This is a genomic window from Pseudomonas sp. B7(2017) (genome assembly GCF_002112745.1).
GTDB classification, from domain to species: Bacteria; Pseudomonadota; Gammaproteobacteria; order Pseudomonadales; family Pseudomonadaceae; genus Aquipseudomonas; species Aquipseudomonas ekonensis.
The window spans coordinates 580,220-607,160 of the sequence record NZ_NEIP01000001.1 but is presented as its reverse complement, the minus strand read 5'-3'; the positions used below and the strand labels follow the sequence as shown (position 1 = coordinate 607,160).

Sequence of the window (26,941 nt, the reverse complement as noted above, 5' to 3'; positions counted from 1 at the left end):
CATGCTGATTGATCAGAAAATCCCTTTAGGCCAGTACATCGCAGGCTTCGTCGAATGGCTGACGCAACACGGCGCCAGCACCTTCGACGCCATCGCCGCGACCCTGGAAACGATGATCCACGGCGTGACGTTTGCGCTGACCTGGTTCAACCCGCTGGCGCTGATCGGCCTGATCGCCCTGCTGGCCCACTACATCCAGCGCAAATGGGGCCTGACCGCGTTCGTGGTCGCCTCCTTCCTGCTGATCCTCAACCTGGGGTACTGGCAGGAAACCATGGAAACCCTCGCCCAGGTCATGTTCGCGACCCTGGTCTGCGTGGTCATCGGCGTGCCGCTGGGCATCGTCGCGGCGCACAAGCCGATGTTCTACACTTTAATGCGTCCGGTGCTCGATCTGATGCAGACCGTACCGACCTTCGTTTACCTCATTCCTACCCTGACCCTCTTCGGGCTGGGTGTGGTGCCGGGCCTGATCTCCACCGTGGTGTTCGCCATCGCCGCGCCGATCCGCCTGACCTACCTGGGCATCCGCGATGTCCCGCAAGAACTGATGGACGCCGGCAAGGCCTTCGGCTGCTCGCGTCGCCAACTGCTGTCACGGATCGAACTGCCCCACGCCATGCCGAGCATCGCGGCCGGCATCACCCAGTGCATCATGCTGTCGCTGTCGATGGTGGTGATCGCGGCACTGGTGGGCGCCGACGGACTCGGCAAACCGGTGGTCAACGCACTGAACACTGCCGATATCGCCCTGGGCTTCGAAGCGGGCCTGGCGATCGTCCTGCTGGCGATCATGCTCGACCGGATCTGCAAACAGCCCGAAGGCAAAGTAGGGGGTGATGCATGAGCATTATTCGATTCGACAACGTAGACGTCATCTTCTCCAAGGACCCGCGCGAGGCGCTCAAGCTGCTCGACCAGGGCATGACCCGCAACGAGATCCTGAAGAAGACCGGCCAGATCGTCGGTGTGGAAAAGGCCAGCCTGGACATCAACAAAGGCGAGATCTGCGTGCTGATGGGGCTGTCCGGCTCCGGCAAGTCGAGCCTCTTGCGCTGCATCAACGGCCTCAACACCGTGAGCCGCGGCAAGCTGTTCGTCGAGCATGAAGGCAAGCAGATCGACATCGCCTCCTGCACCCCTGCTGAACTCAAGATGATGCGCACCAAGCGCATCGCCATGGTGTTCCAGAAGTTCGCCCTGATGCCTTGGCTGACGGTGCGCGAGAACATCAGCTTCGGCCTGGAGATGCAGGGCCGTCCGGAAAAGGAACGGCGCAAGCTGGTGGACGACAAGCTTGAGCTGGTGGGCCTGACCCAATGGCGCAACAAGAAGCCGGACGAACTCTCCGGCGGCATGCAGCAGCGGGTCGGCCTGGCCCGTGCGCTGGCGATGGACGCCGACATCCTGCTGATGGACGAGCCGTTCTCGGCCCTCGACCCGCTGATCCGCCAGGGCCTGCAGGACGAACTGCTGGAACTGCAGCGCAAGCTGAGCAAGACCATCGTGTTCGTCAGCCACGACCTCGACGAGGCGCTGAAGCTGGGCAGCCGCATCGCGATCATGAAGGACGGCCGGATCATCCAGTACAGCGTGCCGGAAGAGATCGTGCTGAACCCGGCGGACGACTACGTGCGCACCTTCGTCGCCCACACCAACCCGCTGAACGTGCTGTGCGGCCGCAGCCTGATGCGCACCCTGGACAACTGCAAGCGCATCAACGGTTCGGTGTGCCTGGATCCGGGCGGCGACTCGTGGCTGGACCTGGCCGAAGGCAACACCATCAAGGGCGCCCGCAAGAACGGCTCGACCCTCGACCTGCAGAACTGGGTGCCGGGCCAGGCCGTGGAAGCCCTCGACCGCCGCCCGACCCTGGTGGACTCCAACATCGGCATGCGCGAAGCGCTGCAGATCCGCTACCAGACCGGCAACAAACTGGTGCTGCACGACAACAACCACGTGGTGGGGATCCTCGGCGACAGCGAGCTGTACCACGCGCTGCTCGGCAAGAACCTGGGGTAAAGGAAAGGCCACCGACACGAAAACGCCGCGAATCATCGCGGCGTTTTTGTTGGTGCAGGGAATGTAGCTGTGGCGAGGGCGCTTGTTGGATCGCCGCACCGTCCCGCCGGCTCGCGAAGCGGCCCCGGGCAAAGCGCCGCCGCGATCCAGGTTTACGACTGCTGCGCAGTCGACCGGGACGGTGCGGGCGATCCGACAAACGCCCTCGCCACGATGCGTCCCATCAGTCGCAGAAGCATTACCCCCAAACGCAAAAACGCCGCGAATCGATCGCGGCGTCTTTGTTTTTGCGCGTCTGCGGTGAGGCCTTAAGCCCCCTTCCCCAACAAGCCAGCCCCACACTCCCCTGTGGGAGCCAGCCTGCTGGCGATGAAGCCGGCGCGGCATCCCAGACCGAAACACCGCACCGCTTGTTGCTTATCGCTTACCGCTTACCGCTTAGCTATAAACCCGGCCCAACAACTGCCGATGGCTTTCGAACTGATCAAGCACATCCCGCGTGATCTGGTCCTGGGTGAAGCCCATCAGGTCATAGTCCTGGCTGCCGTTGTGCAGGTACACCTCGGCGCGGTAGTAACGCTGGCGCGCCTCGTCGGACTGGGCCGACTCGGTCGGGGTCGCCAGGTAGCCGTCCAGGCTCACTTCGTAGACGAAAGGGTTGCCCTCTTCCATCTCGACGCGCACGCCCATGCAGCGCTTGGACTTGCCCAGCAGGGTCTGCACTTCCAGGCCCTGGGCGCGCAGCTGCGCGGCGGCGTCATCAAGCGCCGGAGTGACGTGCTTGTCCATGAAACGCTGAACCACCGACTGGCTCGGCTGCAGGTCCAGCTGGGTCAGGCGCTCGCTGAAGCCGCGGCGGCCACGGGCCGCCAGCTCCGCTTGCTCCTGCTCGATCTGCACGTCCGAACGCATCGCCTTGTGCAGGCCGAACATGAAGAACACCAGCACCACCGAGAACGGCAGGCCGGCCAGCACCACCATGGTCTGCATGGCTTCGAAGTTGCCGGCGAACAGCAGGCCGATGGTCACCAGGGTGATCACGACCGACCAGAAGATCCGCAGCCAGTGCGGGGCGTCTTCGTCGACGTTGCCGCCCTTGCACGAAAGGTTGGCCATCATCACCGCGCCGGAGTCGGCGGGGGTCAGGAACAGCACGAAGCCGACGAAGATCGACACACCGATCACGACCTTCGACGCCGGGTAATGCTCAAGCAACTGATAGATCGCCATCGACGGCTGTTCCAGCGCCGTCTTGCCCAGTTCCACCGCGCCCTGGTTCATCACCAGGTCCAGCGCCGAGTTGCCGAAGATCGACAGCCATGCCAGGGTGAAGCCCAGCGGGATCAGCAGCACGCCGGCCACCAGTTCGCGCACGGTGCGGCCACGGGAGATGCGAGCGATGAACATGCCCACGAATGGCGCCCAGGAGATCCACCAGGCCCAGTAGAACAGAGTCCACAGGCCCAGCCAGCGGTCGGACTTGGCGCTGTCGCCTTCATACACGTAGAGATCGAAGGTCTTGAGCACCACGCCGTTGAGGTAGTCGCCGATGTTCTGCACGAAGCCGTTGAGCAGGTGCAGGGTCGGGCCGAACAGCAGCACGAAGATCAGCAGGCCGCTGAACAGCATGATGTTGAGGTTGGACAGGCGGCGGATGCCGTTCTCCACACCGGACACGGCGGCGATGGTCGCCACGGTGCTCATCACGATGATCACGATCAGCAGGTTGGTGTTGCTGTGCTCCATGCCGAACAGGTTTTCCAGGCCCGACGCCACTTGCAGCGAACCGATGCCCAGGTTAGTCACCAGGCCCAGCAGGGTCACGAACATGCCGAAGCCGTCCACCGCATGACCGGCGCCGCCCTTGACCCAACGCTCGCCGACCAGCGGGTACAGCGCCGAACGCAAGGCCAGCGGCTGGTTGTGACGGTAAGCGAAGTACGCCACGGCCAGGCCGACCAGGGCGTAGATCGCCCAGCCGTGCAGGCCCCAGTGCAGGAACGTCAGCTGCACCGCCTGACGCGCGGCCAGGTTGGTGGCCGAAGCGCCTTCCGGCGGGTTGAAGTAGTGGTCCAGCGGCTCGGAGGCGCCGAAGTACAGCAGCGAGATGCCGATGCCCGACGAGAACAGCATCCCCGCCCAGGCGCCGTAGCTGAAATCGGGGGTATCGTCCTTGCTGCCCAGCTTGAGCTTGCCGTAGGACGAAAACGCCAGCCCCACCACGAACACCAGATAGGCGGCGATCACCACCATGTAGTACCAGCCGAAGCTGCGGGACAGCCAGGCCTGGGCCACACCGAGCAACCTGCCCGCCTCTTGCGGGGCGGCGATCAGGATGGCGGTCAACAGCAGAATCAGCGCGGTCGAGGTGTAGAACACCCAACCGTTGACCGTCACCTTCTCGGGCGGGGTCTTTATTAGCGAGGCAGAACTCATGGCACAAATGCTCCAGGCAGTGCGAGAGAAGAACACAAGGCAACACGGAACCCGACCAATCGGTGAGTTGGCAGCCGACCGGCGGGTGATATAAAGACACCCCGAAAAAGCCCGAACCTGCAGAGATGGCACCGCGAATCGCCGTCGTGGCCATGACCCGGACATTCATCCGAAACCTGGCCCCAAGCGTCTTGCCCATTCAACACGTCCATCGAACGCCGAACCGCGCCTTGCCCCACGCAGGTTTCGAGCATTTTCGGATGTCGGTTTATCGCCATTTACACGTAGGAAAAACCTGTAGGCAGCGACGATTTGTCGCAGATCTTATTCTTTGTTGATTGAACGTTCAATCAAAACAAAATAGACTGGCCCTCGATCCGACAGCCGTTGCGCGGCTGCCGGAAGGCCTAAGGAGATGTGCAAGATGCCCAAGGTCGGTATGCAACCCATCCGCCGCCAACAACTGATCGAAGCCACGTTGCAGGCCGTCGACCAGGTCGGGATGGGGGACGCCAGCATTGCGCTGATCGCCCGTTTGGCCGGTGTCTCGAACGGCATCATCAGTCACTACTTTCAGGACAAGAACGGCCTGATCGCCGCCACGATGCGGTATCTGATGACCGCCCTCAGCGAGAGCGTCACCGCGCGCCGTCAGGCGCTGGCAGACAACAGCCCCCGGGCTCATCTGCAGGTGATCATCGAAGGTAACTTCGACGCCAGCCAGGTCAATGGCCCGGCAATGAAAACCTGGCTGGCCTTCTGGGCCACCAGCATGCACCAGCCGTCTTTGCACAGGTTGCAGCGGATCAACGATCACCGTCTGTATTCCAACCTGTGCTGCGAGTTCCGCCGCGCGTTGCCGCTCGAAGAGGCGCGCAACGCCGCACGCGGACTGGCAGCGTTGATCGACGGCTTGTGGTTGCGCGGCGCGCTGTCGGGAGACGCTTTCGACACCGAGCAGGCGCAACGGATCGCTTACGAATACATGGACTTCCAACTGGCCAAGCAGGCGAGCCAGAGCACACAGAAAACGCTCGGCCCCTGAACCGCCGCCATGGCGGCAGCCAACCACTCATGCACTTGCGAGGACTTTATGGCCCGTTTCGAACTGCAAAAACTCTACATCGATGGCGCGTACTCCGACGCCGGCAGCGATGCCACCTTCGAAGCCATCAACCCGGCTAACGGCGAAGTCCTCGCCCACGTGCAGCGCGCCACCAAGGAAGACGTGGAGCGCGCCGTGGTCAGCGCCGAAAAGGGCCAGAAGATCTGGGCCTCGATGACCGCCATGGAGCGCTCGCGCATCCTGCGCCGCGCCGTCGACATCCTGCGCGAGCGCAACGATGAGCTGGCTGCGCTGGAAACCCTGGACACCGGCAAGGCCTACTCCGAAACCAAGTACGTCGACATCGTCACCGGCGCCGACGTGCTGGAATACTACGCAGGCCTGGTGCCGGCCATCGAAGGCGAGCAGATCCCGCTGCGCGACACCTCCTTCGTCTACACCCGCCGCGAGCCGCTGGGCGTGGTCGCCGGCATCGGCGCGTGGAACTACCCGATCCAGATCGCCCTGTGGAAATCGGCCCCGGCCCTGGCCGCCGGCAACGCGATGATCTTCAAGCCGAGCGAAGTCACCTCGCTGACCACCCTGAAACTGGCCGAGATCTACACCGAAGCCGGCCTGCCGAACGGCGTGTTCAACGTCCTGACCGGCAGCGGCCGCGAAGTCGGCACCTGGCTGACCGAGCACCCGCGCATCGAGAAAGTCTCCTTCACCGGCGGCACCGACACCGGCAAGAAAGTCATGGCCAGCGCCTCGGCCTCGTCCCTGAAGGACGTGACCATGGAACTGGGCGGCAAGTCCCCGCTGATCATCTGCGACGACGCCGACCTGGACCGCGCCGCCGACACCGCCATGATGGCCAACTTCTACAGCTCCGGTCAGGTCTGCACCAACGGCACCCGCGTGTTCGTGCCGAGCCACCTGAAAGCGGCCTTCGAAGCCAAGATCGTCGAGCGCGTCGCCCGCATCCGCGTCGGCAACCCTGAAGACGAAAACACCAACTTCGGCCCGCTGGTCAGCTTCGCCCACATGGAAAGCGTGTTGGGCTACATCGCCAAGGGCAAGGAAGAAGGCGCACGCGTGCTGTGCGGCGGCGAGCGCATGACCGACGGCGACTTCGCCAAGGGCGCATTCGTGGCACCGACCGTGTTCACCGACTGCACCGACGACATGACCATCGTGCGCGAAGAGATCTTCGGCCCGGTCATGGCGATCCTGACCTACGAAACCGAAGAAGAAGTGATCCGCCGCGCCAACGACACAGACTTCGGCCTGGCCGCCGGCATCGTCACCCGCGACCTGAACCGCGCCCACCGCGTGATTCATCAGCTGGAAGCGGGCATCTGCTGGATCAACGCCTGGGGCGAGTCCGACGCGAAGATGCCGGTCGGCGGCTACAAGCAGTCGGGCGTCGGCCGCGAGAACGGCATCAGCTCGCTGACCAACTACACACGCATCAAATCGGTACAGGTCGAGCTGGGCGATTACGTCTCGGTGTTCTGAGACCCGAGTCCTTCATTGCTCGCGAGGCCGCCTTCGCGAGCAGGCTCGCTCCCACAATGGAATGCGTACCCCTGTGGGAGCCAGCCTGCTGGCGATTGAGTGCGCAGCACTCATCCGGCCTTGATCTGACCAACTTCAAAGAGGGTGCATTCAATGTCCCAAGTATTCGATTACATCATCGTCGGTGCCGGCTCGGCCGGTAACACCCTGGCCACCCGCCTGACCGAAGACGAGGGCGTCACCGTCCTGCTGCTCGAAGCCGGCGGCCCGGACTACCGTCTCGACTTCCGTACCCAGATGCCGGCCGCGCTGGCCTTCCCGCTGCAGGGCCGCCGCTACAACTGGGCCTACGAAACCGATCCTGAGCCGTTCATGGACGGCCGCCGGATGGAATGCGGCCGCGGCAAGGGCCTGGGCGGCTCGTCGCTGATCAACGGCATGTGCTACATCCGCGGCAACGCGATGGACTACGACGGCTGGGCGCAATTGCCGGGCCTGGAAGACTGGTCCTACCTGGACTGCCTGCCGTATTTCCGCAAGGCGGAAACCCGCGACATCGGCCCGAACGACTACCACGGCGGCGAAGGCCCGGTCAGCGTGACCACGCCGAAGGCCGGCAACAACCCGCTGTTCCACGCCATGGTCGAAGCCGGCGTGCAGGCCGGCTACCCGCGCACCGAAGACCTGAACGGCTACCAGCAGGAAGGCTTCGGCCCGATGGACCGCACCGTGACGCCGAAAGGCCGCCGGTCCTCCACCGCCCGCGGCTACCTGGACACCGCCAAGAAGCGCTCGACCCTGACCATCGTCACCCACGCCCTGGCCGACAAAGTGCTGTTCGAAGGCAAGCGTGCGGTTGGCGTGCGTTACCTGGTCGGCTCCGCCGAAGAGCGCGTCGAAGCCAAGGCGCGCAAGGAAATCATCGTCTGCTCCGGCGCCATCGCCTCGCCGCAACTGCTGCAGCGTTCCGGCGTGGGCCCTGCGAAGCTGCTGGAAAGCCTCGACATTCCGGTGGTCCACGACCTGCCGGGCGTCGGCGAGAACCTGCAGGACCATCTGGAGCTGTACCTGCAGTTCGCCTGCACCCAGCCGGTGTCCCTGTACCCGTCGCTGCTGTGGCACAACCAGCCGGCCATCGGTGCCGAGTGGCTGTTCAACGGCACCGGCATCGGCGCCAGCAACCAGTTCGAGGCCGGCGGCTTCATCCGCACCCGTCCTGAGTTCGCCTGGCCGAACATCCAGTACCACTTCCTGCCGGTGGCGATCAATTACAACGGCAGCAACGGCGTGCAGGAGCACGGCTTCCAGGCGCACATGGGTTCCATGCGCTCGCCGAGCCGCGGCCGCATCCAGCTCAAGTCCAAGGATCCGCGCCAGCACCCGAGCATCCTGTTCAACTACATGGCCACCGAGCAGGACTGGCAGGAATTCCGCGACGGCATCCGCCTGACCCGCGAAATCATGCAGCAGCCAGCGCTGGACGCCTTCCGCGGCCGCGAGATCAGCCCGGGCATCGAAGTGCAAACCGATGAAGAGCTGGACAAGTTCATCCGCGAGCACGCCGAAACCGCGTTCCACCCGTCCTGCTCGTGCAAGATGGGCACCGACGAGATGGCGGTGGTCGACGGCCAGGGCCGCGTCCACGGCATGCAGGGCCTGCGCGTGGTCGATGCCTCGATCATGCCGATCATCACCACCGGCAACCTGAACGCGCCGACGATCATGATGGCCGAGAAAATCGCCGACAAGATCCGCGGCCGTCAGCCGCTGCCGCGCAGCAAGGCCGCCTACTACGTGGCCGGCGATGCGCCGGTCAAAGGCAAGCCGCTGCGTGAAGTGAGCTCCGCAGCGCACTGACGGCTCAACTGTCAGCGCAAACGAAAGCCGCCAGTTTCCCTGCGAAACTGGCGGCTTTTTAATTTCGACTCTCATATAAGAAAGTTTCCAAAAAGACACTCTCCAAGAAAACAAAAACCGCAACAATTACATTCTTTACCCGTCTATCAAAAACACTAATATGCGCGCCAGAAAATCACCCACCAAGGAAGGCCAACCGTGCGCAGCCATAAAGACCAATACAACTCCGTTGAATTCTTTCGACACGAACTCTCCAACGAAAAAACCATCTCGCTAGACTTCGACTACATCAGCGGAACCATTGAGTCGTGGTGGAGCAAAAATAAAGAAAGGGATATTCATACGCTCAAGATAGAGCTTACGAATATTTTCATGACCTATCTCCATCCTGACCACATCGCCTACTTCGGCAAAGTCGGCATCGCCAAGAGCGGCGTGGCGGCGGTCTGCATCACCAACATATTCACGACCGACTCTCCAGAACTGGCGCTGACCGTCCATGAGGCACTGGCCGATCTGTTCCACCTGACAGACATTAAGTACGAATATGAAGACCACAAGGCGCTGTACCTGAAACCGAGCGCCGAAAAGTACCGCGAATGGGGAAATGGGTACGGTGACATCACTCCGCACTCTGATGACCTTTATGAAAGCCTGAACGTCGACTATCTTGCGCTCACCGTTTGCCGTGACACCACCCATACACCGACCGCTTATTACTACCCTGCTGACTTACTTCAATGCCTTGATGACGAAGACATTGAAACGCTCCTGAGCACGCAAGCGGAATTCATTTCCGGAAAGAATGTCGACGGCTCGAAAAAGCGAATCCGAAACATCGTTGAATACAGCGAAACATATGGCTACCAGTTTTCACTGGATTTCCGCATCGATACCCATTGCGGTGAACGGATGCGAGCAATCAATGGTGGCCAACAAGTTCTGGACAAGATCAGGGCCAATATCTCAACCGCCAAGAGCAATGTCTCCACCGCACAGACTGGCACCTTCCTGATCGTTGCCAATCACAAGATCCTGCACGCGCGCCCCATACTGAACATCAGCGCGGATGAGGTTCGCTCACAGACGGCAAACTCGACATACAGCACGACGCCACGCCTACTGTTTCGCAGCAAAGGGCCCCGCAAGCAGTACTACTCGCTTGACGGGAAATACGCCGCGCTGGAAGCCGCTTGATGAAGGGTGGCCTACAGACCTCTCTTTCGCCTTTCGCCAAGGCACTTGGAGAAGGAGGCCGCGACTCGATCACCTTCGGGGTCGCGTTCATCTTTCTGTACCTGTCGATCGGCATGACAGGTTCGGCCCAGGCACTGACGTTGAATCAGACCCTTGCGACGACCTTGTTGATCTTTTCTACGCCACTGCAGTTCCTGCTCATTCAGAACCATGGCGAGGGATGGTTTCTGATACCGATCGTGTTGGCGCTCAATGCTCGCTTCGTCTTGCTTTCAACGACGCTGGCGCCCTACTTCAAGGAAACGCCGACGGGAAAGATCCTGGCTTCGCTCATTCTGTTCACGCCCTCGGTCTTCACTGCATGCATAACGCGCTTCAAGCAAAACGCGGAGTTTCCGTTCGCCTATCTCATCGGGGTGGGCACCCCCATCTTCGCTGTTTCGGCAGTCTGCACCTGGATCGGGTTTGTCGCGGGTGCTGGGCTCACTTCGCCGGTCATCGCCGCCGCCATAACAATGCTGCTGCCCCTTCAGTTCACGGCGCTGGCCGGCAAGCACTGGCCGAACCATGGGGAGGTGTCCAGCTATTGGCTCGGTTTCGTCAGCGCTCCACTGCTCGTGTTGCTGCTCAAGGACTACAACCTGTTAATCACACCCTTTCTGATCGGCGGTCTGATCGTGATGATTGAAAATGGCTCGACCCAAGGATTGGCTTCCCGATGACGATTTGGTTGCTGATCGGCTTTGGCGCACTGACGGCGCTTGCATTTCGCGCACTGCCGTTTGCCTTCAAAAATGCACCTGCATTAACCCGTACCCAGGGTTCTTTCTATCGATTCGTCAGTTACAGCGCTCAAGCCATGCTAGGAGTGATCGTCTACGACACGGCGTTTGGAAAGCTAGACGGCCCGAGCCTGTTGCAGCAGTTTCAGGTTCTCGATGCGCTGAAGATACTGCTGTTGGCGGGAACGTTCGTCGTCGTCGCGAAGACCAGGCAGATTCTGCCGAGCTTCCTGGGCAGCCTGGCGATTTACCTGCTCGCGTTTCATTTGAGCAGCTGAAGCGCCCGGCAACCCCTCCAAGTGACCCTCGTGAGCCTGGCAGGCTCACGAACCCTCACCTGTCAGGTACAACGTCTGACATTCAGAGAGCATTTTCCCTCTCTCGCAATGCCCTTGATCCTACCCCCACGCAGGCCTACTCTAGTCCTCGCCCCATCGCATCACCCCTCCCCGCCGAATCCGCTTCGCCGCTACTCCATGACAAGGAGGTTTCCGAATGTTCGATTTCCACCCCCGGCTCAAGCAGCGCTTCGCTGCCCTGCGCACGGGTGCCGAATTCTTTTCCTTGCGCTATGTGCGCGAGTCCGGCCAGTACCTGTCGGTGCGCAAGAACGTCGCCGAGCCGCCGAGCCTGCGCCGCGACGAAGGTGCGATGCTCACCGTGCGGGTCAACGGCGTCGAAGCCTACGCCGCCACCAACGACCTGTCGCAGCAGGGCCTGCAGGCCGCCCTCGACCGCGCCGAACAGCAGGCCCGGCGGCTCAAGCCCCACGCCCTGCTCGACCTGCGCGAGCAGCCGGTGTCCGGCGACCGCGCCGACTACTTCTCGCCCCACCTCGACCAACCCCTCCCGTCCCTGAGCGAATGCTTCGAGCTGCTCGGCGCGGAGTCCGCCTCGGTGCCAAAGGATGAGCGCCTGGTGAACTGGGAAGTGAGCCTGGGCATCACCCATGTCGAGCAGATCTACCTGAGCAGCGCCGGCGCCGAACTGCGCCAGGCCCAGCGCTTCATCTACCCCGGCCTGGACGTCACCGCCTACGACGGCAACGACAGCCAGACCCGCAGCCTGGGCCGGGAGAACTTCGGCCAGCAGGGCGGCATGGACGTGGTGCGCCGCTGCGGCCTGATCGGCGCCGGCCCGCAAGTGGCCGACCAGGCGCTGCAGCTGCTGCTGGCGCCGAACGCCCCGCAAGGGCCGCGCGACCTTCTGCTGATGCCCGACCAGATGATGCTGCAGATCCACGAGTCCATCGGCCACCCGCTGGAGCTGGACCGGATCCTGGGCGACGAACGCAACTACGCCGGCACCAGTTTCGTCACCGCCGCCGACTTCGGCACCCTGCAGTACGGCTCGAAGCTGCTCAACGTGACCTTCGACCCGGACATTCCCGAAGAGCTGGCCAGCTACGGCCACGACGATGACGGCAGCGCCGCCAGCAAGCAGTTCCTGATCCGCGAAGGCCTGCTGGTGCGGCCGCTGGGCGGGGCGCTGTCGCAGTTCCGCGCCGGCCTCGACGGCGTCGCCAACAGCCGCGCCTGCGGTTGGAACCGCCCGCCCATCGACCGCATGGCCAACCTCAACATCGAGCCGGGCGACCAGTCGCTGGCGCAACTGATCAACGGCATCGAGCACGGCATCCTCATGAGCACCAACCGCTCATGGTCGATCGACGATGCCCGCAACAAATTCCAGTTCGGCTGCGAGTGGGGCCAACTGATCGAGAACGGCGAACTCAAGGGCGTGGTGAAGAACCCGAACTACCGGGGCATTTCCGCGCACTTCTGGAAGAGCCTGCGCGCCGTCGGCGACGCCGGCACCACCCGCGTGCTGGGCACGCCCAACTGCGGCAAGGGCGAGCCGAACCAGGTGATCCGCGTCGGCCACGCCTCGCCGGCCTGCGTATTCAGCAACGTTGATGTGTTTGGGGGAGACGCCTGATGAGTATTTCCAGGAACGGAAGCGCCGCCTTCAAGGCGCTGGTCGACTGGCTGCATGACGCCGTGCGCGAACCGGAACAATTCACCCTCAGCTACGCCGCCGAGTCCTCGGCGTTCGTGCGTTTCAACCACGCCAAGGTGCGTCAGGCCGGGCAGGTGCAGCAGGCCAACATCGGGCTGAAACTGATCGACGACGGCCGCCATGCGGACTTGCAGATCACCCTGTCCGGCGAGCCGGAAACCGACCTGCAACGCCTGGCCGAAGGCCTGCAGCAGCTTCGCGAGACCGTGCCGCTGCTGCCGCAGGATCCGTACCTGCTGCTCAACCACAACCGCTGGCAGAGCCAGAGCGTGCAGGAACATCCCCTGCCGGACACCGAAGACGTGGTGGCGCAGATCACCGAAGCCGCCGCCGGCCTGGATCTGGTGGGCTTCTATGCCGCCGGGCCGATCAGCCGCGGTTTCGCCAGCTCCTCGGGGGCGTTCGGCTGGCACCAGGCCAACAGCTTCAATTTCGACTTCAGCCTGTTCCACGACAACGGCCAGGCCGTGAAGGCCAGCTACGCCGGCCACGACTGGAGCCGCGAAGGCTTCGCCCAGCGCTTCGCCCAGGCCCGCGAGCAACTGGAATTTCTCGGCCGGCCGCTGCGCACCCTGGCGCCGGGGCAGTACCGGGCGTACCTGGCGCCGGCGGCGCTGGAGGAAATCATGGGCATGCTCAGCTGGGGTGGATTCTCGGCCCAGTCGATCGCCAGCAAGAGCAGCCCGCTGCAGAAGCTGTATGCCGGCGATCAGGCCTTCAGCCCGCTGGTCTGCGTCGACGAGCAGGTCAGCGGCTCGTTGAGCCCGGCGTTTTCCGGTGAAGGCTATCCGCGCAGCGACCTGCGCCTGATCGTCGAAGGCAAGGCCGGCGACCGTCTGGTGGGCTCGCGCAGCGCCGCCGAATACGGCCTGGCCGCCAACGGCGCCGGCGGCGGCGAAGCGCCGAGCGCGCTGAACATGGCCGCAGGCCAACTGCCCCAGGACGAGATCCTCAAGCAATTGGGCACCGGGCTGTACATCAGCAACCTGTGGTACCTGAACTACTCGGACCAACCGGCGGCGCGCCTGACCGGCATGACCCGCTTCGCGACCTTCTGGGTCGAGGACGGCCGGATCCAGGCGCCGGTCAGCACCATGCGCTTCGACGACAGCGCCTACAGCCTGCTGGGTTCGCAGCTGGAAGCCCTGACCGCCGAACGGGAACTGCTGCTGTCGGCCAGCACGTACAGCCAGCGCAACACGTCTTCGGCGCTGTTGCCGGGGGCGCTGGTCAGCCGGTTGACGCTGACCCTGTAAACACAAGACCTGCGGGAACGGGCTTGGCCGCCAAAGCGGTGGGTCAATCGACAGGGATGTCGGATGAAACGGCCTCTTCGCAGGCCGGCCCGCCCCCGCAGGTTGTCCGGTTACCCGACCATCGCAAGAGGTTCCATGCCCGACCGCACGCCGATTGACGCCATCACCGCCCGCTGGTTGCCGTGGGTCGTGGCCATCGCTTTCTTCATGCAGTCCCTCGACGGGACGATCCTCAACACCGCCCTGCCCGCCATGGCACAGGACCTGGCCGAAGACCCGCTGCGCATGCAGGGCGTGGTCATCGCCTACATGCTCACCGTGGCCCTCTTGATTCCGGCCTCGGGCTGGATCGCCGACCGCTTCGGCACCAAGAAGATCTTCTTCGGCGCCATCCTGCTGTTCAGCCTCGGCTCGTTGCTTTGTGCGCTGTCGGGCAGCCTGAGCATGCTGGTGGGCGCCCGAGTGATCCAGGGCCTGGGCGGCGCGCTGATGCTGCCGGTCGGACGGCTGGTGGTGCTGCGCGCCTACCCGCGCTCCGAACTGGTGCGGATCATGGGCTTCATCACCATCCCCGGCCTGCTCGGCCCGCTGATCGGCCCGACCATGGGCGGCTGGATGGTGGAGTACCTGACGTGGCACTGGATCTTCCTGATCAACCTGCCGGTGGGCGTCATCGGCTGCTACGCGGTGTGGAAGTTCATCCCCGACCTGCGCGGCAGCGAGCGCACGCGCTTCGACAGCATGGGCTTTGTGCTGTTCGGCGCGGCGATGATCCTGATCACCATCGCCATGGAAGGCCTGGGCGAACTGCACCTGCCGCACCTGCGGGTGATGCTGCTGCTGTTCGCCGGGCTGGCGTGCCTGGCGGCCTACTGGCTGCGCGCCGGGCACATCGACAATCCGCTGTTCGCGCCGTCGCTGTTCAAGACCCGCACCTTCGCCGTCGGCATCCTCGGCAACCTGTTCGCCCGCCTGGGCAGCGGCGCCCTGCCGTTCCTGGTGCCCTTGCTGCTGCAGGTGGCGCTGGGCTATTCGCCGTCCCAGGCCGGGATGAGCATGCTGCCGCTGGCCGCTGCGGCGATGGTCGCCAAGTGGGTGGCGCGGCCGCTGATCGAGCGCCTGGGCTACCGCATCGTGCTCACCGGCAACACCTTGGCGCTGGGGATCATGCTGGCGAGCATGGGCCTGGTCAGCGAGCAGACGCCGTACTGGCTGCTGCTGTGCCTGCTGGCGATCCTGGGGGCGATCAACTCGCTGCAGTTCACCGCCATGAACACCGTGACCCTGATCGACCTCGACGACGCCAGCGCCAGCAGCGGCAACAGCCTGCTGTCGGTGGTGGCGCAGCTGTCGCTGAGCCTGGGCGTGGCCTGCGCCGGCGCGCTGCTGGGCGGGTTCACCGCGCAGATCGGCAACGACGGCGTCGACACCGTCCTGGGCGCGTTCCAGCTGACGTTCGTGACGGTGGGCGTGATGGCGATGCTGGCGGCCACGATCTTCTCCCAGTTGTCGAAGGACGACGGGCGGCGCGTGCGCAGCGCGGAGCAGCACATCGAACATTGACCGCTGTTCGTCCAGAACTTTCGAGGAAAGTGGCACGGTGCTGGTACACTGCGCGACATTTTGTTTTGCAGGCCCGTCCCGTGACCACCATCGCCACCGCTTTCAACACTTTGCCGCTGTCCGCCGCCATGCTGGCTAACCTCGACTCCCTCGGTTACGCCCAGATGACGCCGATCCAGGCGCAGAGCTTGCCGGTGATCCTCAAGGGGCTGGATCTGATCGCCCAGGCCAAGACCGGCAGCGGCAAGACCGCCGCGTTCGGCATCGGCCTGCTGAACCCGATCAACCCGCGCTACTTCGGCTGCCAGGCGCTGGTGATGTGCCCGACCCGCGAGCTGGCCGACCAGGTGGCCAAGGAAATCCGCCGCCTGGCCCGCGCCGAAGACAACATCAAAGTGCTGACCCTGTGCGGCGGCGTGCCCTTCGGCCCGCAGATCGCTTCGCTGGAGCACGGCGCGCACATCATCGTCGGCACGCCGGGGCGCATCCAGCAGCACCTGAGCAAGGGCACCCTGGTGCTCGACGGCCTCAACACCCTGGTGCTGGACGAAGCCGACCGCATGCTCGACATGGGCTTTTACGACGCCATCGAAGACATCCTCGGCCAGACCCCGGCGCGCCGCCAGACGCTGCTGTTCTCCGCCACGTATCCGGCGGGCATCAAGCAGCTGGCGTCGAACTTCATGCGCGATCCGCAGCAGGTGAAGGTCGAGGCCCTGCACGACGACAGCCAGATCGAACAGCGTTTCTACGAGATCGCCCCCGAAGATCGCCTGAGCGCGGTGACCAAGGTGCTCGGCCACTTCCGCCCGGCTTCCTGCGTGGCGTTCTGCTTCACCAAGCAGCAGGTGCAGGAGACCGTCGACCACCTGACCGCCAAGGGCATCTCGGCCGTCGGCCTGCACGGCGACCTGGAGCAGCGCGACCGCGACCAGGTGCTGGCGATGTTCGCCAACCGCAGCACCTCGGTGCTGGTGGCCACCGACGTCGCCGCCCGCGGCCTGGACATCGATGCGCTGGACATGGTGATCAACGTCGAACTGGCCCGCGACTCCGAAGTCCACATCCACCGCGTCGGCCGCACCGGCCGGGCCGGCGAGAAAGGCATCGCGGTCAGCCTGGTGGCGCCGTCGGAAGCGCACCGCGCACGGGCCATCGAAGAGCGCCAGAAGGCCCCGCTGAACTGGGATCAGGTGGACAACCTCAAGTCCCAGGGCGGCGGCCCGCTGCTGCCGGCCATGAGCACCCTGTGCATCGCCGCCGGGCGCAAGGACAAGGTGCGTCCGGGCGACATCCTCGGCGCCCTCACCGGCGACGCGGGCATTCCCGGCGCCCAGGTGGGCAAGATCGCGATCTTCGACTTCCAGGCCTACGTGGCGGTGGAGCGCGGCATCGCCAAACAGGCCCTGGCGCGGCTCAACAGCGGCAAGATCAAGGGCCGTTCGCTGCGGGTGCGAATTTTGTAAGAGCAACACACCTGTAGGAGCGAGCCTGCCCGCTCCTACAGGGGGTTCCGGTGATTTTGAAATTTGTGTGAGGACACCGTTTTGCGCTCTACCGAAGTCGTGATCATTGGCGCCGGCGCCGCCGGTTTGATGTGTGCCCTGACCGCCGCCGGGCGTGGGCGCCAGGTGCTGCTGCTCGACCACGCGAACAAGGCCGGCAAGAAAATCCTGATGTCGGGCGGCGGGCGCTGCAACTTCACCAACATGTACACCGAGGCCGGCAATTTCCTGTCGCAGAACCCGCATTTCTGCAAATCCGCCCTGGCCCGCTACACCCAGTGGGACTTCATCGGCCTGGTCGCCAAGCACGGCGTGCCGTACCACGAGAAGAAGCTCGGCCAGCTGTTCTGCGACAACAAGTCCAGCGACATCCTCGGCATGCTCCTCGACGAGTGCGACCAAGTGGGCGTCGAACTGCGCCTGGACACCTCGATCCAGACCATCGAGAAGACCGAAGGCGGCTACCTGCTCGACACCACCCTCGGCCAGGTCCAGTGCCAGTCGCTGGTGATCGCCACCGGCGGCCTGTCGATCCCGACCCTGGGCGCCACCGGCTTCGGCTATCAGGTGGCCAGGCAGTTCGGCCACGAACTGCTGCCGACCCGCGCCGGGCTGGTGCCGTTCACCATCACCGACCAGCTCAAGGACCTGTGCGGCGAACTGTCGGGCACCTCGGTCGATTGCCTGGTCAGCTGCAACGGCCAGAGCTTTCGCGAGAACATCCTGTTCACCCACCGCGGCCTCAGCGGCCCGGCGATCCTGCAGATCTCGTCGTTCTGGGAATCCGGCGACACGGTGGAGATCAACCTGCTGCCGGACCACGACGCCGCCGGCTGGCTGCAACAGCAGCAGGCCGAACGCCCGAACAGCGAACTGAAGACCCTGCTCGGGGAAATCTTCACCAAGAAGATGGCCACCCTGCTGGCGGACAACTGGTTCACCTCCAAGCCGATGAAGCAGTACACCCACGCGGAGCTGGCGGACATCGCCGACAAGCTCGGCAGCTGGAAAGTCGTGCCGGCGGGCACCGAGGGCTACCGCACCGCCGAAGTCACGCTGGGCGGCGTCGATACTCGGGAAGTGTCGTCCAAGACCATGGAATCGCTGAAAAGCCCGGGCCTGTACTTCGTCGGCGAAGTGCTCGACGTCACCGGGCACCTGGGCGGCTTCAACTTCCAGTGGGCCTGGGCCTCGGGCTACGCGGCGGCGCAGTACGTCTGATCCGTTTTCAAACATGAAACGCAATTTCTGTGGGAGCTGGCTTGCCAGCGATAAGGCCGGTAGAGCCAACATCGTAGTTGCCTGACAGTCAGCCATCTCTGGCAAGTCGAATCGTCGCACCGCAGCTCCCACAGGTTTCTTTGCCAACCTCGGACATTGAGCTTGGCAAAACCAATGCAAGGAACACTTTTTGCTGTCCGATGTGATCGGCGCCATTGCGTCGGCGTCATTACTGGCTCAATTTAGCGGCATCGCCTCGGAAGGCCTTCGCATTTCATGTCCTCGACCTCGTTTCGTCAGTCTTTGCGGCGCCTGTGGGCGCTGGACAAGTTCAGCTACAGCGTGCGGGTGTTCATCGCCCTGACCGGCAGCATGGCGCTGTGCTGGTTCCAGGATGAAATGGGGCTGCTGATCCCGCTGTTCCTGGGGATCATCGCCAGCGCCCTGGCCGAGACCGACGACAGCTGGCAAGGCCGCCTCAACGCGCTGGCGGTGACGCTGGTCTGCTTCAGCGTCGCCGCGCTGTCGGTGGAGCTGTTGTTCCCCTACCCCGTCGTGTTCGTCATCGCCCTGGCGCTGGCCAGTTTCGGCCTGACCATGCTCGGCGCCTTGGGCGAGCGCTACGGGGCGATCGCCTCGGCGACGTTGATCCTGTCGGTGTACACGATGATCGGCGTCGACCAGCGCGGCGGCGCGGTCAGCGATTTCTGGCACGAACCGATGCTGCTGGTGGCCGGCGCCGCGTGGTACGGGCTGCTGTCGGTGCTGTGGCAGGCGTTGTTCTCCAACCAGCCGGTGCAGCAGAGCCTGGCGCGGCTGTTCCGCGAGCTGGGCTACTACCTCAAGCTCAAGGCCTCGCTGTTCGAGCCGATCCGCCAACTGGACGTCGAGGCCCGGCGCCTGGAGCTGGCGCAGCAGAACGGCCGGGTGGTGGCGGCACTCAACACCGCCAAGGAAATCATCCTGCACCGGGTCGGCAACGGTCGCCCAGGCTCCAAGGTCAGCCGCTACCTGAAGCTGTACTTCCTGGCCCAGGACATCCACGAGCGCGCCAGTTCCTCGCACTACCCGTACAACGCCCTGGCCGACGCGTTCTTCCACAGCGACGTGCTGTTCCGCTGCCAGCGCCTGCTGCGCCAGCAAGGCAAGGCCTGCCGGGCGCTGGCCGAATCGATCCAGATGCGCCAGCCGTTCATCTACGACGCCAGCTTCGCCGAAGCGTTGGGCGACCTGCACGCCTCCCTCGAACACCTGCGCATCCAGAGCAACCCGGCCTGGCGCGGCCTGCTGCGTTCGCTGCGGGCGCTGGCGGCCAACCTCGGCACCCTCGACCGCCTGCTCAGCGACGCCAGCAACCCCGACGCCCTGGCCGACGCCACCGACAGCAGCCTGCTCGACCGTTCGCCGCGCAACCTCAAGGACGTGTGGACGCGCCTGCGCACGCAACTGACGCCGACCTCGCTGCTGTTCCGCCACGCCCTGCGCCTGCCGCTGGCCTTGAGCATCGGCTACGGCATGGTGCACCTGATCCACCCTTCGCAGGGCTACTGGATCATCCTCACCACGCTGTTCGTCTGCCAGCCGAACTACGGCGCCACCCGGCGCAAGCTCGGCCAGCGGATCCTCGGCACCGCCATCGGCCTGACCGTGGCCTGGGCGCTGTTCGACCTGTTCCCCAGCCCGCTGGTGCAGTCGTGCTTCGCCATCGCCGCCGGCGTGGTGTTCTTCACCAACCGCACCACGCGCTACACCGTGGCGACCGCGGCGATCACCATCATGGTGCTGTTCTGCTTCAACCAGGTGGGCGACGGCTACGGCCTGTTCGTCCCGCGCCTGCTCGACACCCTGCTGGGCAGCCTGATCGCGGGCCTGGCGGTGTTCCTGTTCCTGCCGGACTGGCAGGGCCGGCGCCTGAACAAGGTGCTGGCCAACACCCTGACCTGCAACAGCATCTACCTGCGCCAGATCATGCAGCAGTACGCCGCCGGCAAGAGCGACGACCTCGCCTACCGGCTGGCCCGGCGCAACGCGCACAACGCCGACGCGGCGCTGTCCACCACCCTGGCGAACATGCTCATGGAGCCTGGGCATTTCCGTAAGGAGGCCGACGTCGGGTTCCGCTTCCTGGTGCTGTCGCACACCCTGCTCAGTTATCTCTCGGGCCTGGGCGCGCACCGGGAAACCCGCTTGCCGGAGGACGTACGCGAGCACCTGATCGACGGCGCCGGCGTCAGCCTGGCCTCCAGCATCGACGACATCGCCCAGGGCCTGGCGAGCAAGCAGCCGATCGCGATCCAGAGCGACGAGGAAGAAGCGCTGGCCAACGCGCTGGAGCAGATGCCGGACGAGATCGATGAGGGGCAGCGGCTGGTGCAGACGCAACTGGCGTTGATCTGCCGTCAGTTGGGCCCGTTGCGAACCCTGGCGGCGCATTTGATCAAGGACACCGGCGAGGCCTGAGTCCTGCGGCGCCTTTCATGGCGTCATCGCCAGCAGGCTGGCTCCCACCTTTGAAGACTGGAATACAGTCCACTGTGGGAGCCTGCCTGCTGGGCGATGAGGCCATCAACCGCACAGCGGATTCCGGATCAGGGCTCACATGCCATGCTGCCTGAGCAACTTGTCGTAGCTGCCGTCAGCCTTCATCGCCGCGATCTCCCGGTCGAACCCGGCCACGATCTGCTCGTGCTGCGGGTTCTTCAGGCTCACCAGGATGTGCAGGCTGTTCTCGCTCAGGGGCTTGGGCAGGAATTCCACGGCGTTGCGCACCTTCGGCGCTTCGCGGGCCAGGTAGTAGCGCGCGACGTACTCGTCCTCCAGCGTCAGCTTGACCCGGTCCGCCGCCAGCATGCGCACGGCCATGGCGAAGTTGTGCACCGGCACCTTCTGCAACGCGGTGTCGGCGTCGAACGGCGCCGAATAGGCGTAACCGCGCACCACCGCGATCGGGTAGGTGTGCAGTTCCTCCAGACTGCTGTATTCCAGTGGCATGTCCTTGCGCTTGAGGAACCGCACGCGGTTGAGCAGGTACTCGCCGGAGAACTGCCCAAGCTTGGTCCGCTCGTCGTTGTACCAGGCGTTGACCAGCACGTCGTAGCGGCCCTCGCCGACGCCGAGCAAGGCCCGCGCCCACGGCACCTGTTCATAGCTGCTGGCATACCCGGCCCGGGACAGGGCCGTGCTGACGATGTCCGTGGCCAGCCCGCCGTTGGCCAGCGTTTCGTCGGTGAACGGCGGCCAGACATCGAACACCAGGCGCAGCTTGTCCGCGGCAGCGCTTTGGCCCAGCAACAGCAATCCGATCAAAGCAAAGGCTCGATGCAATCGCGGCATGCTTGAAAATCCTTAGCGGGCGGGCTGCCCGGCGTGTTTTCAGTCAAAACCCCAAGGCCTGTGGACGCGCATCCCAGGCCCTAACATTAGCTCATTGCAGCCAGTGCACAGCGCTTACCAGCAGATTACACAAAGAACTCGGAACCGCGAGGACGGAATGATGGCATTTTGGTCTTTGTCACAGATTTATGCGCCATGCAGACAGATTCCGGCCCGGCGCTTAGTATCGGGCGACGCCAATCAAGGAACCGGACAATGACAATCGAGTGGGTCTGCAAACATCACAGCGATCTGGGCAAGGAGCAGCTGTACGCCATCCTGAAGCTACGCTCGCAAGTGTTCGTGGTCGAACAGCGCTGCGCCTACCTGGACCCCGACGGCCAGGACCTGGAAGGCGACACCTGCCACCTGATGGGCTGGGAAGGCGACGAGCTGGTGGCCTACCTGCGCCTGCTGGATCCGCAGTCCCAGGGCGGCGACGTGGTGATCGGCCGCGTGCTCACCGCGCCGTCAGGGCGCGGCAAAGGCCTGGGCCACACCCTGATGGAACAGGCGCTGAAGCAGGCCGAAAAGCACTGGCCGCAGGTGCCGGTCTACCTGTCGGCCCAGGCACACCTGCAAGGGTATTACGGGCGTTACGGGTTCGCCGTGGCAGGCGAGGAATACCTCGAAGACGACATTCCGCACATCGGCATGCGCCGGGCCTGAGGGCCTCATCGTCGGATCGCCGCAGGATCAAGACCGTTGCTCCCACACTGTTGCGCCTGGCACAGAACCTGTGGGAGCCAGCCTGCTGGCGATGGGGCCGGCCCGCTCACCGCAGCACTCAGGGATACTCCAGCACCGCCTTGATCTGCCGCAGGTTGCGCTCGATCCACCCTCGGTCGATCGCCCCCCACTCGCGGATCCGGTAGCGCCCGGCATGGTTGCGCGCACCCTCTTCCTGCTCGAACTCGCAGACGATGTCCAGGTCCGCCAGCGCCGCGATGGTGTCCTGCGCCGTGCGCCGGGGCATGCCGGTGGCGTCGGTCAGCGCCGGCACGCTGCTGGCCAGGCCGCTGTCGATCAGGTACGCCACGTACAGACGGCGGTAGAAACTGCTCTTGGTCTTGCTCACGTCCATCCACACACTCCTTGTCGCGTCAGTTGATCGCTACTGCAGATCCCGCCAGGTCAGGTACACCCGCAGGTCGAACTCGATCTGGTGATAGCCCGGCAACATGTGCTCGCACAGCTTGTAGAACGCCTTGTTGTGGTCCGACTCTTTGAAATGCGCCAGTTCGTGCACCACGATCATCTTCAGGAATTGCGGCGCGGCCTCCTTGAACAGCGAGGCGATGCGGATTTCCTTCTTGGCCTTGAGCTTGCCGCCCTGCACCCGCGACACCGTGGTGTGCAGGCCAAGGGCGCGGTGGGTCAGGTCGAGGCGGTTGTCGAACAGCACCTTGTCGATGGCCGGGGCGTTGCGCAGGTATTCCTGCTTCAGCTCCAGCGCGTAGCCGTACAGGGCCTTGTCGCTCTGCACGTCGTGACGGCCGGGGTAGCGTTGGTCGAGGTAGTCGCCGAGGCGACCGTCGGCGATCAGCTGGCGCACCTGATCCTGCAGTTGCACGGGATAGGCCTGGAGGTATTTCAACGCAGTCATGGGGCTGGCGGTACGGGCTCATGGAAAGGCCGCCAGTGTAGCGAATTCAACCGACCAACGCGCCCCAGTCGAACGGCTGGGCAAACCGCACGGTCTCGTCGGCGACCATCGGCCGCGCCACCAGGAAGCCTTGCACGTATTCGCAGCCATGGGCCTGCAGCCATCGGTACTGCGCCAGGGTCTCGACACCCTCGGCGATCACCAGCAGGCCGTACTCCTTGCTCAGTTCGAGCACGCTGCGCACCAGCGAGGCGTCCCGCGCCGAGTCCGGCAATCGGGCGATCAGGTGTCGGTCGAGCTTCAGCGTATCCAGCTCAAGGTCGCGCAGGTGCGCCAAGGAGCACGCGCCGGAGCCGAAGTCGTCCAGCGCCACCCGCACCCCGAGGTTGCGCAACAGGCGCAGTTGCTTGCGCGTGTCGTCCGGGTTGACCGTCAGCGCCTCTTCGGTGACTTCCACCTCCAACTGCCGTGGCTTCAACCCATGACGTTCCAGCACCTGCCGCAGCTCGGTGACCAGGTTCGGCAGGCCGAACTGGGTGTTGCTCAGGCTCACGCCCAGCACCAGGTCCTCGTCGAACTGCGCCTGCCAGGCCTTCCGCTGCCCGGCGCTGTGGTGGTAGATCCAGCTGCCGAGGCGGCTGATCAGCTGCGCTTCCTCCAGCAACGGCAGGAACAGGCCCGGCGGCACGTCGCCGGCGCTCGGATGGTGCCAGCGCAGCAACGCCTCGAAGCCACGGATCCGCCCGTCGGCGATCGCCACCTGCGGCTGGTACACCAGATTGAAGTCGAGGTTCTCGATGGCGGTGCGCACGCTCTCTTCCAGCATCAGCCGCGAGCGCGCCCGGCCGTTCATCTCCGGGTCGTAGAAGCGGTACTGCTGACGCCCGGCGCGCTTGGCCTCGTACATGGCGATGTCCGAGGCGCGCAGCAACCCATCGACGCTGTTGCCGCAATCCGGGTAAGTGGCGATGCCGATGCTGGCACCCAACGTGACGTCCATGCCCTCGATCTGCTGACAGATCGACACCCGTTCGATGAGCTTCTCCGCGATCTTCGCCGCCTGCTCGGGAAACTCCAGGTCCAGCAGCGCCGTGAACTCGTCCCCGCCCATCCGCGCCAGGATGTCGAACGGGCGCAGGCACGCCTTCAACTGCTCGGACACCCAGCGCAGCACCCGGTCGCCGGCATCGTGGCCGAGGGAATCGTTGACCCGCTTGAAGCCGTCGAGGTCCAGGTACATCAGCACCCAGGCGCTGTCGCTGCGCTCGCCGCGCAGCAGCAAGTTCTCGACGGTCTGGTAGAAGCCGCGCCGGTTGAGCAGCCCGGTCAAGGGGTCGGTGACGGCCTGGAACTCCAGCTGCTGATGCAGGTGGCGCACCACCGACATGTCCAGCACCGTCACCACCATCGCATGCTGTTCGGTGGGCAGCGGCGCGCAGGACAACGCCACCGGCACCTGCTGGCCCGGCGCGGTGCGCAGCAAGGCGTCGTGCAGGCGCAGGGTTTCGCCGCGCTTGTAGCTCACGTAAAAATCGGAATCGGCCCACAAGGGAATGTGAGGTTTTTGCAGGAAATCGAGAAACTCCTGACCTTGCAGTTCCTGCACCGGAGCATTGAGCAGCCGGGAGATCGCCGGGTTGGCGAACCGGATCAAGCCGTCCTCGGCCAACACCAGGATCCCCTCCGCCGCATTGTCCAGCACCGAGGCGTTGAACGCCCGGGCGATCTCCAGGTCCTGGCTCAGGCGCTGCAAGGCCCGCCGGTTGCGCTGGTGCTCCAGCAACGCCTGCACCTTGGGCTTGAGGATCTGCGGGTCGAAGGGCTTGAACAGGTAATCCACCGCACCGCTGGCGTAGCCCTTGATCACGGCGTCCTGGGACTGCTCGTTGGCGGTCAGGAAAATGATCGGCGTCAGGCGCGTGCGCTGGCTGCCGCGCATCAGCCGCGCGACCTCGAAACCGTCCATGCCCGGCATCTGCACATCCAGCAGCACCAGGTCGATGTCGTGCTCAAGCAACAGGTTCAGCGCCTCGAAGCCTGAGGCGGCCGTCATCACCTGCCAGTCCTGGCGTTGCAGCAACGCCCGCATGCTGATCAGGTTTTCAGGGTAATCATCAACGATCAAAAGGACTGAGCTGCCTTCACCTGGCTGTGGTTGCGCGCATTCCATGCTGCTTCTCTTGTCGGGACGTCAGACGGGATTCCGGTGAAAAACCGTACACCTACTGAGCCATCACTCTAGTCCGGGATCGGCAAAAGCTGTAGCTATCACAGGGCCATCACCCAAGCAAACGCTTGAGTAGCCGACTAACGGTCGTCGCTGAAGCCCCCGGAAACCGGGAAGGATGGCACTTCGACAGGATGTTGGCGCCAATCATCCGCCGAGCGGGCGTTAACAAAAAACACCCTTGCGCTTATAAAGGCCGCCCCCGAAAGGCGCGGGCTAGAGCTTCTGGCACGCGCGTGCAGCGAAAATCAGCGGAAGCACCGACATGATCGACCTCGCAACCTGGAACCTCAGCGTTCCCGTCGGCAACCCGCCGTACACCGTCGACACCGCCAAACTGGTGAACGGCTTCAAGGACCAGTACTTCCACTCCGACACCGGCACGCTGTTCTTCTGGTCGCCGGTCACCGGCTCCAAAACCGAAAACGCCATCTACCCGCGCACCGAACTGCGCGAGACCTACAGCAACGGCACCCTGCGCAACTGGTTCTACCCCGACGCCGACAACCTGCTGCGCGCAACCTTGGCGGTGAACAAGGTGCCCAGCTCCGGCAAGATCGTCATCGGCCAGATCCACGCCTACGAAAGCCAGAAGCCGATGCTCAAGCTCGAATACCAATACAAGAGCAAAACCGAAACCGGCAACCTGGTGATCAAGCTGCGCACCCACCCGGACCAGGACGAAAGCCGCGTCATCACCCTCGCCACCGGGATCAAACTGGATCGCGAGTTCAACTACCTGATCCACCTGAGCCCCGGCGGCGCCTTGGGCGTCAGCGCGGCGGGCTATCAATGGGATTCGCAGATCAGCGCGACCTGGCGCAACAAGCCGCTGTATTTCAAGGCCGGGGTGTATGTGCAGGACAACACCGGCTACACGAGCGAGGGCGGGCAGGTGACGTTTTCCAAGCTCGACATTGATCACAACAAGTAATCCTGTGACGAGGGATTTCCGGACTTGGACAGCGCGCTTAAACGCGCCTGTTTACGGACACCCGGCGTTACGTCCCCAGGCCTACAACGGCTTGCGCCGCTGCCTACCGGTACGCCAGAATCCGCCGGCTTGTGCGCCTGGGGGGCCCTCGGTAACTTGGTTCGCGTCACTGATTTCCAGTGATCGGGTTTAGTAGCCCGGCACTTCCACCACCGTACAAGCGTCATCCCGTCAGGCCTTAGCCTGCACTTGATGGTGGCTGTGCGCATGGCGCCTTCGGGTGCGCCGGGATTTGGTGGTTTTGCCCGGTCCACTAACTTGCGTACAGCCGCCACCCTCCGTTTAGTAGCGAGATGGTTGCGGCCCAATCCGAGAAAC

At 64.1% G+C, this 26,941-nt stretch carries 21 protein-coding genes; 16 read left to right on the top strand and 5 right to left on the bottom strand.

Annotated elements, in window-relative coordinates:
• Nucleotide 1 precedes the first annotated feature (1 nt).
• Nucleotides 2-847, top strand: coding sequence for a choline ABC transporter permease subunit (choW, locus tag CAG29_RS02855; protein WP_085580687.1), 846 nt, complete (start codon nt 2-4; stop codon nt 845-847).
• On the top strand, nt 844-2,022 hold the full coding sequence (choV, locus tag CAG29_RS02850) for a choline ABC transporter ATP-binding protein (RefSeq protein ID WP_085580689.1): 1,179 nt from the start codon (nt 844-846) through the stop codon (nt 2,020-2,022). The genes choW and choV overlap by 4 nt, the downstream gene beginning before the upstream one ends.
• A 438-nt stretch (nt 2,023-2,460) precedes the next feature.
• On the opposite strand, the gene CAG29_RS02845 is transcribed toward choV, so the two are convergent.
• Entirely contained in the window at nt 2,461-4,401 is a 1,941-nt protein-coding gene (locus tag CAG29_RS02845) for a BCCT family transporter (RefSeq protein ID WP_371856101.1), read from the bottom strand.
• A 481-nt stretch (nt 4,402-4,882) separates the two neighbouring features.
• Here CAG29_RS02845 and betI point away from each other — a divergent pair, with 481 nt between their 5' ends.
• The 12 genes from betI to yccS all read left to right on the top strand — a co-directional run bounded on the left by betI (nt 4,883) and on the right by yccS (nt 20,884).
• Entirely contained in the window at nt 4,883-5,503 is a 621-nt protein-coding gene (betI, locus tag CAG29_RS02840; RefSeq protein ID WP_085581202.1) for a transcriptional regulator BetI, read from the top strand.
• 48 nt (nt 5,504-5,551) lie between these two features.
• Nucleotides 5,552-7,024, top strand: a complete 1,473-nt coding sequence (gene betB, locus CAG29_RS02835) for a betaine-aldehyde dehydrogenase (protein ID WP_085580694.1) — start codon at nt 5,552-5,554, stop codon at nt 7,022-7,024.
• Nucleotides 7,025-7,177: 153 nt separating this feature from the next.
• Complete coding sequence (gene betA, locus CAG29_RS02830) at nt 7,178-8,881, top strand: choline dehydrogenase (RefSeq protein ID WP_085693837.1); 1,704 nt, start codon at nt 7,178-7,180, stop codon at nt 8,879-8,881.
• 198 nt (nt 8,882-9,079) lie between these two features.
• On the top strand, nt 9,080-10,078 hold the full coding sequence (locus CAG29_RS02825) for a hypothetical protein (protein WP_085580698.1): 999 nt from the start codon (nt 9,080-9,082) through the stop codon (nt 10,076-10,078).
• Nucleotides 10,078-10,800: an AzlC family ABC transporter permease gene (locus CAG29_RS02820; protein WP_085580700.1), complete on the top strand. Its 723-nt coding sequence runs from the start codon at nt 10,078-10,080 to the stop codon at nt 10,798-10,800. The genes CAG29_RS02825 and CAG29_RS02820 overlap by 1 nt, the downstream gene beginning before the upstream one ends.
• Entirely contained in the window at nt 10,797-11,138 is a 342-nt protein-coding gene (locus CAG29_RS02815; protein ID WP_085693836.1) for an AzlD domain-containing protein, read from the top strand. The genes CAG29_RS02820 and CAG29_RS02815 overlap by 4 nt, the downstream gene beginning before the upstream one ends.
• A 217-nt stretch (nt 11,139-11,355) precedes the next feature.
• Nucleotides 11,356-12,798 carry a TldD/PmbA family protein gene (locus CAG29_RS02810; RefSeq protein WP_085580704.1) on the top strand — a complete coding sequence of 481 codons (1,443 nt, stop codon included), beginning with the start codon at nt 11,356-11,358 and terminating at the stop codon, nt 12,796-12,798.
• Entirely contained in the window at nt 12,798-14,135 is a 1,338-nt protein-coding gene (locus tag CAG29_RS02805) for a TldD/PmbA family protein (RefSeq protein WP_085630016.1), read from the top strand. Before CAG29_RS02810 ends, CAG29_RS02805 begins: the two co-directional genes overlap by 1 nt.
• A gap of 135 nt (nt 14,136-14,270) precedes the next feature.
• Nucleotides 14,271-15,698 (top strand): multidrug transporter subunit MdtD, encoded by a 1,428-nt coding sequence (mdtD, locus tag CAG29_RS02800; RefSeq protein ID WP_085580708.1) that lies wholly within the window; start codon nt 14,271-14,273, stop codon nt 15,696-15,698.
• A gap of 80 nt (nt 15,699-15,778) precedes the next feature.
• Nucleotides 15,779-17,164, top strand: a complete 1,386-nt coding sequence (gene dbpA / locus CAG29_RS02795) for an ATP-dependent RNA helicase DbpA (RefSeq protein ID WP_085581204.1) — start codon at nt 15,779-15,781, stop codon at nt 17,162-17,164.
• 81 nt (nt 17,165-17,245) lie between these two features.
• On the top strand, nt 17,246-18,424 hold the full coding sequence (locus tag CAG29_RS02790; RefSeq protein WP_085693835.1) for an NAD(P)/FAD-dependent oxidoreductase: 1,179 nt from the start codon (nt 17,246-17,248) through the stop codon (nt 18,422-18,424).
• Between the two features lie 276 nt (nt 18,425-18,700).
• The gene (yccS, locus tag CAG29_RS02785) at nt 18,701-20,884 is read left to right on the top strand and encodes a YccS family putative transporter (protein ID WP_085693834.1); all 2,184 of its coding nucleotides are present in this window, start codon (nt 18,701-18,703) and stop codon (nt 20,882-20,884) included.
• Nucleotides 20,885-21,019: 135 nt separating this feature from the next.
• On the opposite strand, the gene CAG29_RS02780 is transcribed toward yccS, so the two are convergent.
• Nucleotides 21,020-21,757, bottom strand: coding sequence for an ABC transporter substrate-binding protein (locus tag CAG29_RS02780; RefSeq protein WP_085580714.1), 738 nt, complete (start codon nt 21,755-21,757; stop codon nt 21,020-21,022).
• A gap of 255 nt (nt 21,758-22,012) precedes the next feature.
• Here CAG29_RS02780 and CAG29_RS02775 point away from each other — a divergent pair, with 255 nt between their 5' ends.
• The gene (locus CAG29_RS02775; RefSeq protein ID WP_085580716.1) at nt 22,013-22,465 is read left to right on the top strand and encodes a GNAT family N-acetyltransferase; all 453 of its coding nucleotides are present in this window, start codon (nt 22,013-22,015) and stop codon (nt 22,463-22,465) included.
• A 118-nt stretch (nt 22,466-22,583) separates the two neighbouring features.
• Here CAG29_RS02775 and CAG29_RS02770 read toward each other — a convergent pair whose 3' ends face one another.
• Genes CAG29_RS02770 through CAG29_RS02760 form a run of 3 tightly spaced genes read right to left on the bottom strand, consistent with a single transcriptional unit; the run spans nt 22,584 to nt 25,572 of the window.
• On the bottom strand, nt 22,584-22,880 hold the full coding sequence (locus CAG29_RS02770; RefSeq protein WP_085580718.1) for a helix-turn-helix domain-containing protein: 297 nt from the start codon (nt 22,878-22,880) through the stop codon (nt 22,584-22,586).
• A 30-nt stretch (nt 22,881-22,910) separates the two neighbouring features.
• The gene (locus CAG29_RS02765; protein WP_085630018.1) at nt 22,911-23,402 is read right to left on the bottom strand and encodes a M48 family metallopeptidase; all 492 of its coding nucleotides are present in this window, start codon (nt 23,400-23,402) and stop codon (nt 22,911-22,913) included.
• A 46-nt stretch (nt 23,403-23,448) separates the two neighbouring features.
• On the bottom strand, nt 23,449-25,572 hold the full coding sequence (locus tag CAG29_RS02760) for a bifunctional diguanylate cyclase/phosphodiesterase (RefSeq protein ID WP_085580724.1): 2,124 nt from the start codon (nt 25,570-25,572) through the stop codon (nt 23,449-23,451).
• 322 nt (nt 25,573-25,894) lie between these two features.
• On the opposite strand from CAG29_RS02760, the gene CAG29_RS02755 reads away from it, so the two are divergent.
• Nucleotides 25,895-26,563 (top strand): polysaccharide lyase family 7 protein, encoded by a 669-nt coding sequence (locus CAG29_RS02755; protein WP_085693833.1) that lies wholly within the window; start codon nt 25,895-25,897, stop codon nt 26,561-26,563.
• Nucleotides 26,564-26,941 lie beyond the last annotated feature (378 nt).